This window comes from Kitasatospora sp. NPDC001132, assembly GCF_053598415.1.
Genome location: NZ_JBSFKF010000021.1, coordinates 112,441 through 125,087, shown reverse-complemented (window position 1 = coordinate 125,087; position 12,647 = coordinate 112,441). Strand labels below are relative to the sequence as shown.

Sequence of the window (12,647 nt, the reverse complement as noted above, 5' to 3'; positions counted from 1 at the left end):
CCGTATCCGGTCCTGCGACGTCCTGCCCTGTGAACGGCGGAGAACGACGAAGAACTGCGAACTGCGACCGCGACCGCGATCGGGGGAACCTCGCCGAGTCGACCAGAGGCACCGGCGTCCCGGCAAGGCGCGGCCCCAGGGATTTCGGTGACTTCTCGGTCCGCGCCGACCCCGAGAACTTCACCACAGGATGTGCCCCGCCACGGTTGTCGGATCGTGCCGGGGCGTGTGGGCTGGGGAGCGGGCCGCCTGCCCCGGCGGGGTCCACCGCCCGGCGCCCGGGGAACCGCTGCCGGCCCCAGGCCACCGACCCCGAGGAGGATGCCGTGCGGTTCACCGCCCTGTCACAGATCGTCCCGTCGCCCGAGGAGTTCGTGGCGAACCCGCCGACGCGCCCCGAGGTCTGGTCGATGCCGCCGGAACCCCTGCGCGGGCTGCTGGACCAGGCCGGGATCGACCGGATACTGCACGCCGGTGTCCCGGCCGCCGCCTTCCGCGCCGTGCGCGACGGCAGGGGCGTGGATCCGGCCGAGTACGTCTGGGGGGAGCGTCCGATCGAGCGGCCGTTCGCCGACACGGTCCGGCCCGGCGCCGTCGGCACGCTGCTGCGGGACGGCTCCACGATCGTCCTCGACGTGCTGCACCGCCTCTGGGAACCGGTCGGCGACTTCTGCCGCCGGCTCGGCCACGAGGTGGGCCTGCCCGCCTCCGCCACCGGCTTCCTCACCCCGGCCGACCAGCCCGGCTTCCCCTACCACCACGACGAGGGCGGCAACCTGCTCATCCAGACCTCGGGCAGCAAGACGTGGCGGGTGCACGAGGCGATGGCCCCCGACCCGCTGCCGCACGAGACGCTGCGCGGCAACAGGCCCGACGAGGCCGGATCCGCCCGTCTGGCGCAACGGCCGCCCGCCCTGGAGACCACGCTGCGCCCGGGCGACGTGCTGTGGATCCCGCGGGGCTGGCTGCACAGTGGGATCGCGACCGGGGAACCCTCCGTGCACGTCGCTGTGGGCTTCGTCCCCATGCTCACCCGCTACTGGCTGGCCGGGAAGCTGGCCGAGCGACTGGACGAGCGGCGCCCGGAGTTCGCCGGCTTCCGTCGGGAACTGCCCTGGGGCATCACGCGAAGCCCCGGCGAACTGGCCGCCGTCATCGCCGAGGTGGCCAAGGAACTCGCCGAGGCCCTGCCCCTGGTCGACACGACGGGCCTGGCCGACTCCCTGGTGCGCGACATCCGCAAGAACTTCCTGGAGCCGCCCGGCACACCGACGGTCTCCGCGACCGCGGACCCCACCGGCCCGACGACACCCGTCGTCCTGGTTCCTGAAGCGGTCGTCGGTGTCGAGCGCGCTGACGCCGGCCGGCTCCGCCTCCACCTGGGCAGCACCACCCTCACGTTGCGCGGAGCCGTCGCCGACCGCATCGAAGACCTGTGGTCCGCCGACGACGGGGAGCGGTGGTGCGCCCACGACATCGCGCCGCTCGCCGGCGAGGCCGCCGCCCTCGACCTCGTGCGGACCCTGCTGCGGCTGGGTGTCGCGCGCCGCGCCGACGCCGACTGACCCGGCACTGCCCGAGGAACCCACCGCAGCCTTCCCCGCCGGAACGGAGAGACCGGACCATGCACTACCGAGCACTCGCGAAGCTCGTGCCGTCACCCGAGGAGTTCCTGTCGGACCCGCCCACCACTCCGCAGGTGTGGTCGATGCCGGCCGGCGAACTGGCCGGACTGCTCGACCTCGAGGGCACCGACGAGCTGCTGCGCGACGGGGTGTCGGCGGCCGACGTGCGCATCGTGCTCGGTGGCCGGGAGGTGCCGCAGGCCGACTACACCTGGGGCGAGCGGTCCCTGGAGCCGTCCTTCGCCGGGCACGTGCGCCCCGGGGCGGTGACCGGGCTGCTCGACCGGGGCGCCACCCTGGTGCTGGACAACATCCACCGGTACTGGCGGCCCGTCGGTGACTTCTGCCGCGGCCTCGCCCATGAAGTCGGCACGGCCACCACCGCCACGGCCTTCGTGACTCCGCCTGGCAACACCGGCTTCCCGTACCACTTCGACGAGCGCGGCAACGTGTTGGTCCAGACCGTCGGCAGCAAGACCTGGCGGGTGCGCGAGCAGCCCTTCCCGGACCCGCTGCCGCACGAGACCAACCACGACAACGGCCCCACCGCCGCGCAACTGGAGCGGTTCGCGCACGAGCCCGCCGCTCTGGAGGTGACCCTGCACCCCGGCGACGTGCTGTGGATCCCCCGCGGCTGGCTGCACAGCGGCACCGCCACCGACGAGCCCTCGGTGCACGTCACCCTCGGGTTCGTGCCGATGCTCACCCGGCACTGGCTCGCCGAGCAGCTGGTACGCCACCTGGGCAGCCGCAAGGGCGAGTTCACCGGACTGCGCGCCGAACTGCCGTGGGGCCTGGCCCGCGACACCGGTCGGCTGGCCGAAGTGACCGACGAGGTGCGGCGGGAGCTGACCGAGGCGCTGGCCCGGGTGGACAGCGCCGCCTTCGCCGACGGCGTCGCCAGGCTGGTGCGCGGTGGCTACCACGAACCGCATGTCGCTCCCGTCGCCGCGGCCCTGGGCCCCGCCGTCGACGCCGACACCCCCGTCGTCCTGGTCCCCGAGAGCCTGTTCGACATGGTCCACGGCGACGGCGGACGGCTGCGGCTGGACCTCGCCGACCGGTCCCTGACGCTCCAGGGCCCCGCCGCCCGCTTCCTGGCGACCCGGTGGGGCCAGGGCGGTCAAGTCCCGTGGTGCGCCCGCGACATCCCCGGCGTCACCGAGGAGGCGGCCGTGACGCTCGTCCGCACCCTCCACCGCGCGGGCATCGTCCGCCGGCCGGCACCGGAACGCCGCGGATCACCGAGGGACCTACCGTCACATCTCCCGGAATCCGTTGACCCGGAATCAGGCCGGTCCGAACCTTGAGGCGTCCGACCAGGACATTCCTGTCTCAAGAGAAAGGAAAAAGGCATGGCTGCGAACGACATCGATGCCGCCCAGGACGTGGACGCCGAACTCGCGGCGACCGAGATCATCATCACCGAGGAGGAGCTGGAGGACGTCTCCGGCGCCTCCCTGCCGATCCCGCGCCTGCTGAACACCTGATCGACCGGGTGCCCGGGCCGGCGACGGCCGGTTCCCGCCGGATCGCGGCCGGCCCGGGCACCCGCCAAGCGAAAGGTGCACACCCGTATGGAGTTCCGTCGCCGCGCCCTGGCCAGACTCGGCCGGGCCGAGGAGTCGGATGTCCCGGTCGTGCTCGCGGGCACCCGCAGCGTGCTGCTGCTCGCGCTGGCCACGGTCCTCGTGGCGGGCGGCGCCGTGTGGGCCTGCGCCGGATCGCTGCCGCAGACCGTGCACGCCCCCGGAGTCCTGACCCGCGCGGCCGGCAGCACGGCCCTGCGCAGCCCGGTGGCCGGCCAGATCGTCGATGCCCCCGTACCCGAGGGCGCCGAGTTCACGCCCGGCGCCGTGCTCTTCACCGTCGCGGGCGCCGACGGGCCGCACGTGATGCGGGCGGCCTCGGCCGGCCGGATGGCCTCCGTGCTGGCCGTGGTCGGCGGGCAGGTGACCGTCCGCGACACCCTGGCCGTCATCGAACCGGGTCCGGCCGGTTCCCCGCTCGAAGCCGCCCTCTACCTGCCGCCCGCCGACGCCGCCCGCGTCCGGCCCGGCCAGCACGTGGACCTCGCGGTGCTGTCGGTCCCCGACCAGAAGTACGGCGTGGTGCGCGGCACCGTGCAGGAGGTCGGGGCCCGCCCCCAGAGCCGCGAACAGCTCGCGGCCTTCCTGGCCGACCCCGAACTCGCCGGCGACTTCGTGGCCCGGGGCGAGCCGGTCCGGGTCATCGTGCGCCTCCTGCCCGGCAACACGGTCAGTGGCTACCGCTGGTCCACGCCGCAGGGGCCGCCCTACCCGATCGACACCCGCACCCTGGTCAGTGCCGCCATCGACCTGCCGCCGGTCAGGCCGGTCAGCCTGGTGGTGTCCTGATGCCGACGGCCGTGCGGCACCGCCGGGTGCGCACCCCGCGCGTCCAGCAGATGGAGGCCGCGGAGTGCGGCGCCGCGAGCCTGGCCATCGTGCTGGGACACCACGGACGCCACGTGCCGTTGGAGGAACTGCGGATCGCGTGCGGGGTCTCGCGGGACGGCGCCACCGCCGCGGCCCTGGTCAGGGCCGCCCGGAGCTACGGCATGAACGCCCAGGGACGGCGTCTGGAGCCCGGTCAGCTGGCGGCCCTGCGCCAACCCACCGTCGTGTACTGGCAGTTCAACCACTTCCTTGTCGTCGAGGGCTTCAGCCGCCGTTTCGGCAGGCACCTGGTCCACCTGAACGACCCGGCCTTCGGCCGCCGCAGCGTCTCGGCCGAGGAGTTCGACGAGAGCTTCACCGGCCTCGCCCTGACCATGAACCCCGGCGGCGATTTCGTGCGGGCCGGACGCCGGCCCGGCCCGCTCGCCGGACTGCACGGACGACTCGCCGGCACCGCTCCCCTGTTGTGGCTCATCCTGCTCTGCGGGGTGCTGACCACCCTCACGGGCATCGCCCTGCCCGCGCTCACCCGGTGGTTCGTCGACCTGGTCCTGCCGCACGGCGACCAGCCCCAGGCCCTCATCCTCGCCCTCATGGCCGCCACGGTGCTGCTCACCGCGGGGGTGACCGCGCTACGCCAGGGATTCGTGCTGCGCGTCCGCCTCGTCGCCGCCACCCGTTCCTCGGTGCGCTTCCTGCGGCACCTGCTGCGGTTGCCCACCGCCTTCCACGGCGGGCGCAGCACCGCCGACCTCACCCGCCGCATGACCTCCAACGACGACGTGGCCACCGTGCTGTCCACCGATGTCACCAACCTCGCCGTCAACGCCCTGACGGCGGCGGTCTACCTCGCCCTGCTGGCGACGTACGACACCTGGCTCACCGGCGTGACCGTGGCCCTGTCCCTGGTGAACCTGGCCGCCGCGCGCCAGGCGGCCAGGGCCCGTGCCGACAGCGCCACCCTGCTGGCGGCCGACGAGACCCGGCTCTTCACGACCACCGTGAACAGCCTCCAGCTCATCGAGATGCTCAAGGCGACCGGCGGTGAGGCCGAAAACTTCCGGCGCTGGACGAGCGCCCTGGCCACGGTGGTGACGAGGCGCCAACGCGTCGACGCCGTCGGCTCGCTGCTGATGGCGGTCGCCCCGACGGTGGCCGCCGTCAACGGAGCCCTGCTGCTCCTGATCGGCGGGGTGCAGGCGGCCCACGGGCAGCTGAGCATCGGGGCGCTGGCGGCCTTCCAGGTGTTCGTCACCGGCTTCAGCGTCCCGCTGGCCCAGCTGACCGCCTCCGTCGGCCGCCTCCAGGACTTCGGCGTCCTCGTCGCCCGCCTCCGGGACGTGGAGGACGTTCCCCCGCAGGACGCGGAGGACGCGGGGGGCACCCCCGCGGAGCCCGAGCCGCTGTCCGACGGGCAGGGCGCACCGCACCGGCTGACCGGTCACCTGGTCCTGGACCGTGTCAGCTTCGGCTACAACCCGACCCGGCCCCCACTGCTGCACGACGTGTCACTGACCGTGCGGCCCGGTCGGCAGGTCGCGCTCGTCGGTGCCTCCGGCAGCGGCAAGTCCAGCGTCGCCCGCCTCGCGCTGGGCCTGCACCGGCCCTGGAGCGGCAGCGTCTCCCTCGACGGACGCCCGTTGGACGACGTGCCGCGCCAGGCCCTGACCTCCTGCGTGGCCTCCGTCGAGCAGGACGTCGTGCTGTTCGAGGCGAGCCTGCGGGACAACATCACCCTGTGGGACCCCTCCGTACCGGACGAGGACGTCGTCGCCGCCCTGCGGGACGCCGCCGTCCTCGACGCGGTCCTCGCGCGCCCCGGCGGCATCCACTGCCAGGTGGCCGAGGACGGCCGCAACTTCTCCGGCGGTGAACGCCAGCGCCTGGAGATCGCCCGCGCGCTGGTGCGCAACCCCCGCCTGCTCGTCCTGGACGAGGCCACCAGCGCCCTGGACTCCGAGACCGAAGCCGTCGTCACCGACCGGCTGCGCCGCCGCGGCTGCGCCGTCGTCGTCATCGCCCACCGGCTGAGCACGGTGCGCGACAGCGCCGAGATCATCGTCTTCGACGACGGGCGGGTGCGCGAACGCGGCACGCACGACGAACTGCTCGCCGCCGGCGGGCTGTACAGCCGGCTGGTCAAGGAGGGCTGACATGGAATCCCGGACCGCCGCACCGGCATCTCCCGACCCCGTGCCCTCCCTCGCCCGCCGCGGCGAACCCGCCGGTCAGCGGCCCCTCACCCTCACCTCCACCGGCGTGCTGTGGGTGGTCGCGGCCGGATCCGCCGACCTGTTCGCAGCCGACCCGGCGGGGACGGGAGGCCCCTGGCACCACCTCGCCCGGCTGGGGCCCGGTGCCGTCCTGGCCGCCCCCGCCGCCGGACCCCGCCACCAGCTCGTTCTGCGTCCCCTGGCCGACGCCCGGCTGCGCGCCATCGACCTGCCCGAGGACCCCGCCGACCCCCTGACCGGCCCCGAGCTCACCGCCCTCGACCTCGGCGTCGACACCGTCCTGGGCGTGCTGGCCGACTTCACCGCCGCGTCCGCACCGGGCCCCAGCCTCTGCGCGGCACCACCGACCGGCGCCGTACCCACCGCACACAGTGGGCAGGACCGCACCGGCACTGCCGTGCACGACCGTGCCGCAGCACACCTCGCCGACGCCCTGCACGCCGCCGAGACGGCCATCGACACCCGGGAACGGCGCCGGGACCGTCAGGCGGCCGCCTCCAGGCAGGCCGACCGGGATGCCCGGCGGCGTGCGTCGGACGCCCTGCGGGCCGCGGTCGCTCCCGGGCGTGTCGCGGCCGTCGCCCCCGGGGAGGGTGCGGACGCGGCCGACCGCTACGCCGCCGTCGCCGTGGCCCTCGGCCTGCCCCTCGCCCCCGCCTGTGCCCCCGCTCCGACCCCCGCCGGACCCTTGGCCGGGCCCGGAGGCGAGAGCGACCCCGTCGCGGACCTGGAACGCCGCACCGGCACCCGGGCCCGCCGGATCGCCCTGACCGGGCCCTGGTGGCGCTCCGACCACGGCCCGCTGCTGGGCCACCGCACGGCCGACGGCACCCCCGTCGCCCTGCTGCGGCGCTGGGGCCGCTACCAGCTGCTGGACCCCGACGGGGGCAGTTCGCGCGTCACCGGGCGCACCGCCGCGACCCTGGAGCGGACCGCTGTCACCTTCCACCGCCCGCTGCCCGCCGGGCCGTTGCGGCTGCGCGACCTGCTGCGGCACGCGATGCGCGGTTCGCGGGCCGACACCGCCCGGATGGTCGCAGCCGCGCTCGCCGCCGTGCTCCTGGCCTTCCTCGTACCGCTGGCCACCGGCACCGTCCTGGGCTCCTACGTGCCCGCCGGGCGCACCGGCAGCATCACGCAGCTGTGCCTGGCGCTGGTTGCGGCCGGCCTGGCGTCAGCGGTCTTCGGGGTGGTCGAGAACGCCTCCCTGCTGCGGTTGGAGGGACGACTGGAGGCCACCGCCCAAGCGGCGCTGTGGGACCGGCTGCTGCGGCTGCCGGTGCGGTTCTTCAGCCGCCACTCCACCGGCGAGCTCGCCCAGACCGTCCTCGGCGTCCTGGCCGGGCGCACCGCGCTGGCGGGCCTGACCTCCCTGATGCTGCACTCGGCCGGGGCCGTCGTGGTCGGCCTGGCGCTGATGTACTGGATCAGCGTGCCACTCGCCCTGGTCGCGACCGGGCCGATCCTCGCCGCCGTCGCCGTGCTCGGCCGGCTCGGTCTCCTGCAGGCCCGGGCCCAGGAGGAACTGCTGGCCCGCAGCAGTGCCGTGACCGACCGGGTCTTCCACCTGCTGCGCGCGCACACCAAGATCCGGGTGGCCGGCGCGGAGGACCGCGTCGTCGCCGACTGGGCGGAACGCTACCGCGACCAGCAGTGGGCGACCCGCCGGGCGGTGCGCCTGCAGAACACGGTGTCCGTGCTGGCCGCTTGCTTCCCGCCGCTGTGTGCGACCGTCGTCTTCCTGGCGTCCGGTCCCGTCGGTGCCGGGGCCTCCGAGGCGCGGTTCCTGTCGTTCTACGCCTCGCTCTCGGTGACCGTCAGCAGTGCCGTCCAGGTCGCCGTCGCGCTGAACTCGGCCTTGGCCGCCGTACCGCTGTTCACCCGGCTGCGCCCGCTGCTCGCGCACCCGCCGGAGGCCGGCGCGGACGCGGAAGCGCCTGGCCGGCTCGCCGGTGACATCACCGTGGAGCACCTCTCCTTCGGCTACGAACCCGGTGTACCGGTGCTGCGGGACGTCTGTCTGCGGGTGGGTCCCGGGGAGATGCTCGCCGTGGTGGGCCCCAGCGGCTGCGGCAAGTCGACCCTGCTACGCCTGCTGCTCGGCTTCGAGCAGCCGTCCTCGGGGGTGATCCGCTACGACGGCCGCGACCTGGCGACCCTGGACGTCACCGCCGTCCGGCGGCAGTGCGGCGTGGTCACCCAGCACGCACGGCCGCTCGACGGCACAATCCTGCAGGCCATCACCGCCGAACGCGGTCACACCCTCGAGGAGGCGTGGCAGGCCGCCCGGCTCGCCGGACTCGACGAGGACATCGCCGCCATGCCGATGGGCATGCAGACGCTGCTGAGCGACGGCGGCGCCCTGTCGGGCGGACAGCGGCAACGCCTCGCCATCGCCCAGGCCCTGATCAGGCAGCCCCGCGTCCTGTTCTTCGACGAGGCCACCAGCGCGCTCGACAACGTGACCCAGGCGGTCGTCGCCGACAGTACGCTGCGGCAGCGGGCGACCAGGATCGTCATCGCCCATCGGCTCTCCACCGTCGTGAACGCCGACCACGTCGTCGTGCTCGACGCAGGCCGCGTGGTCCAACAGGGCACGCCTGCCGCGCTGATGGCCGACGCCGACGGCCCGTTCGCCCGGCTGGTGCGGCACCAGCTTCACTGACCCCCGTCCCGCCGGTCAACCGGGGCCGGCGCTCCGGTGGCGCAGGCTGCCGAGGTGGTCGCGTGCCACGCCCCGCAGCACCGCGAGCGTGCGGGTCTCGTGCCCACGATCCGGGCCGATCAGCCGGTTGTGCTGCATGTGCAGCAGCCCGTCGACGGCCACCGAGGTCCGCTCGTCGAGCGGCGCGCCGATCACGGCCTCGCCGAAACGGCGCGGCGCACCGCTCCGCGCCCACAGCGTCGCCACCGCCCCGGCTCCCGGCAGCCCGCCGAACGCCTGCAGGCAGCGGCCCGGCACGATCCGGGCGAGCGCCGCCGCCCGGTGGCGCCGGTAGAACTGCCGGCCTTCCTCGGTGTTGGGGTACTGGCGGTCCACCCACTCCCACCACGGCCAGTCACCCAGCGCGTCGAGCAGGACGCCGTGCTGCGCCGCCGCCACGATCTCCGACGGCAGGCCATCGCCGCCCGCGGCGCACACCGGAATCAGGCCGAGCGCCGCCCGGCTGTCGAGGGCGAAGACCTCCTCCGCCAGTGCCAGGGCAGCCGGGCCGCCGTAGCGCTGCTGCTCCGGGCGGTAGCCGTCGAGCACCCAGTCGCCGGCCAGCCCTGCCTCCCGCAGCCGCGTCAGGCCCGCGTGCAGCACCGGCAGCACCTCGCGCAGCAGCACCGCCGGATCGCCGTGCAGCCGCAGCCGCAGGTGCGGGGCCGGGTCCTGGTACCGGGTGAAGAACCAGCGGTCGGTGTGCCCCGACTCCCGCACCGCCTCCAGGAGGCGCCCCAACGGTCCGGCCAGGAGCCGGTCGTGCTCCTGCGCGGCCGCGTACAGCTTGACGTACAGCCACTCCCCGCCGGGGCTGTGGAGGGGCACGGGCGAGACCGGCGGCACCGGGGCGGGCCGGGCCGGCCGCGCCGTGGGATCGGGGAGCCGGGTCAGTGACACCGCGATCTCGTGGGCGTGCCCACCGAGCCAGCCGAAGGCATCGGGGGCGGAAGCCAGGTCCTCCTGCACCTCGACGCTGCCGTCGCGCAGCTCCTGCCGGAGCACCTCGCGGTGCAGCGGTTCGTCCAGGTCGAGCGCGCAGACCCGGTCCCCGGCCGCCGCGAGCACGTGCCGGGCCACGCCCAGCGACGACCGCCACTCCTCGAAGGCCGCCCGCCACCGGGCCGCCGGGACCTCCGGGCCGAGCATGCCCGGTGCCGGCCGCCACCGGGCCGGGGTGACCACCACGCGCCCGTGCCGCACCCGCGGCAGGAACGGGTGGGCGTCCATCGCCCCCCAGCGCCACGGCGACCAGGTCGCCTGACGCACCGTGGACAGCTCCAGCAGGAACCGCACGAGCGGCGGCGCCGCGGTCGCGCTCAGCAGGTGCGGTTTGCGCACGACGATCTCCCGGCCGCGCTCCGGTTCCACCAGCCGCAGTCGGCCCCGGTCGGCGACGACGGCCAGCCGCCGCCAGTCCAGCGTGCCGGGGGCCGACCGGTCGGTGAAGACCCCGACTGGCAGGACCTGGTCCAGCAGCCGGGGCACCTGGCTGATGTTGCGGTGCCGTGCGCCGGCCGGCTCGAACATCACCTGGGCGCGAAGTGCCCCGGGCGGTGCGGGTTCCGCCACCAGGGCCGCGACCTCGCGGGTCCCGAGGAGGCCGGCGAAGCGTCCCGCCGAGGCGCCCGCGCTCTCCGAGCCGCCGGACGGCGACAGCAGCAACGTGAAGTCACCCGCCGCCAGTTCCGGCACGCTCCGCGCGAGGACCTGGACGAACAGTTCGAGCGACGCGGGGCCCGGTTCGCCGTCGTGCGCGACCTCCAGCCGCCGCAGTGTCTCCTCGCCCAGCAGGACCTCCCGGCCGCCGTCGCGCAGCGCGTCGTGCACCAACCGGGCCAGTGCCGCGTCCCGCTCCCCGCCCGGCCGCGGCCGACGGTGCGCCGCCGGCCGGGCGGCACCCGGCAGCCCCAGGCCCCGGTGGGGGTCGGTCAGTTCGGGCAACGGCACCGCCAGCCCGTCGCCGTACCGCTCGGTGAAAGCCGCGGCATAGGCGTCCAGGTGCGGCAGGATGCCGTGGTGCGGCGACATCCGCCACAGCGAGGCCGCCAGGTGCTCCAGTTCGCGGCCGACAGCGGGCGGCAGGCCCACCGCGGCGTCCGCCCGCATGTCGACCTGGAGCGGCGGAGGCCCCGACTCGAAAACCCCGCGCAGCACCGCTTTCGCCCGGCGCAGCTCCTCGCGCCCGTCACCCGGCGGCGTGCGGGCGTAGGCCTCCAGCGCTTCCCGTGCCCCGGCCGGCACCGCCCGCGTCCCCGGGACGGCGCGCAGCCACAGCTCGTCCAGCGCGGTGGCGCCGATCACCTCGGCCGTCAGGGAGGTGAGCAGGAACCGTGCCGCGATGAGTCGGCGCAGCAGCAGGTCGGCCCACTGCGGTGCAGGTGCCAGCCCGCGCTCCACCAGTTCCCCAGCCAGGGTGGAGAACCGCACGGGCAGCGCCGCGCGCTCGTACACGAACCGGACCGCAGGGCCCAGCCGGACCGATCGCTCCCGCCCCGCCGTGGCGCCGTCCGCCGGTGCCGCCCACGGCAGGTGCAGCCGGTCACCGCGGATCCGGCACAGGTCGTTGACGACGACCTGCGCGTCGCCGACCGGCCCGCCCGCCGCCACGCACGCGTCGACGACCCCCGCGAACCACTCGGCGTCCGGGCGCACCGACTTGCGGTGCGCTTCGCCGACCCGCGCGTAGGGCTCGGGCGTCAGCTCCGCGAGGGCGACCCCGGCGAAGGTTCCGAAGGGGGTCGGGCGCCGGGTGATCCGCAGGGCGTACTTCGTCAGGGCCACGGCCACCGCGACCAGCCGCCCGCGCCGCGGCACCCGGCCCTGCTCGATCTGCCGCAGCGCCGACGCGAGCGAGTCGCTCGCCAGCTCCACCGCCTCGCGCAGCACCGGGTGGGAGGCCAGGGCCGTCACGTACGCGGCCAGCTCCTCGTCGGTCCCGTCCGGGTCGCACCGGGCGGCCCGCGGACCCAGTCGGTCGAGAGCGCCGACGGGGAGGGCGGCGATCCGCAGGACGACCCGCTCGGCGGCCGCGTACCCAGGGGTGGTCATGTCCCCACTCAACGGTGGCGACCGCACGGTGGCAAGGGCCCGCACCAGGGATCTCGGCACATTCCTCGGTCCCGCCGCCCGGACAGCCGCACGGCTCCGGGCTCGGTCGTGGGACCGACCGTACTGTCCTGCGCCGGAGATCCGTCGTTGGTTGTGTGTGAGCTCTTCTGCTCCTGAGATCCCGGTGCGTCGTCGAGGTCCGGCCTTGACGCCGTTGCTGCTGTCCGACGAGGAGCGGGCTGCGTTGACACGGTGGGCCCGCAGAGCCTCGTCCGCCCAGGCGTTGGCTCTGCGGGCCTGGATCGTGCTGGCCTGCGACGGTCGGGTGCGCTGTGGAGGTCGATGCGCTCGGCTGGCCGAAGATGGAATCGTCCTGTTCGGCAGTCGAGTTGACGGCCATCACGGCCTCCCGGCCTGGATGGTGACGCTCCCGGGTCCGACGCCCTCGGCGGCCACCCGCAGCTTCGCCTGGACGTGGGTCTGGACGTGGCGCAGTAGTTCCTCCTGGGCGGGGCCGATCCGGCTCCGGTTCGTCCGGTCGGCACACCGGTGTACGGGTCCGCCGCACAGGTCGAGGTCGACCTGTGCGGCGGACCGGCGTGCTGGTCGCCCC

The 12,647-nt window shown here is 75.0% G+C and carries 7 protein-coding genes; 6 read left to right on the top strand and 1 reads right to left on the bottom strand.

What is annotated here, in order from left to right; translation table 11 throughout:
• Positions 1–326: 326 nt before the first annotated feature.
• The 6 genes from ACWDBE_RS25630 to ACWDBE_RS25605 all read left to right on the top strand — a co-directional run bounded on the left by ACWDBE_RS25630 (position 327) and on the right by ACWDBE_RS25605 (position 8,944).
• A complete protein-coding gene (locus ACWDBE_RS25630; protein ID WP_449809204.1) occupies positions 327–1,565 on the top strand; it encodes a JmjC domain-containing protein in 1,239 nt (412 codons plus the stop codon).
• Positions 1,566–1,624: 59 nt separating this feature from the next.
• Positions 1,625–2,935, top strand: a complete 1,311-nt coding sequence (locus tag ACWDBE_RS25625) for a JmjC domain-containing protein (protein ID WP_449809203.1) — start codon at positions 1,625–1,627, stop codon at positions 2,933–2,935.
• 45 nt (positions 2,936–2,980) lie between these two features.
• Positions 2,981–3,115 carry a hypothetical protein gene (locus tag ACWDBE_RS25620; protein ID WP_279383033.1) on the top strand — a complete coding sequence of 45 codons (135 nt, stop codon included), beginning with the start codon at positions 2,981–2,983 and terminating at the stop codon, positions 3,113–3,115.
• 87 nt (positions 3,116–3,202) lie between these two features.
• A complete protein-coding gene (locus ACWDBE_RS25615; protein WP_449809202.1) occupies positions 3,203–4,003 on the top strand; it encodes an HlyD family efflux transporter periplasmic adaptor subunit in 801 nt (266 codons plus the stop codon).
• Positions 4,003–6,198, top strand: coding sequence for a cysteine peptidase family C39 domain-containing protein (locus ACWDBE_RS25610; RefSeq protein WP_449809201.1), 2,196 nt, complete (start codon positions 4,003–4,005; stop codon positions 6,196–6,198). The genes ACWDBE_RS25615 and ACWDBE_RS25610 overlap by 1 nt, the downstream gene beginning before the upstream one ends.
• Before the next feature lies 1 nt (position 6,199).
• Positions 6,200–8,944 (top strand): NHLP bacteriocin export ABC transporter permease/ATPase subunit, encoded by a 2,745-nt coding sequence (locus ACWDBE_RS25605; protein WP_449809200.1) that lies wholly within the window; start codon positions 6,200–6,202, stop codon positions 8,942–8,944.
• A gap of 15 nt (positions 8,945–8,959) precedes the next feature.
• Here the strand turns inward: ACWDBE_RS25605 and ACWDBE_RS25600 are convergent, their stop codons facing one another.
• Positions 8,960–12,034, bottom strand: coding sequence for a lantibiotic dehydratase (locus tag ACWDBE_RS25600; RefSeq protein ID WP_449809199.1), 3,075 nt, complete (start codon positions 12,032–12,034; stop codon positions 8,960–8,962).
• Positions 12,035–12,647: the final 613 nt, after the last annotated feature.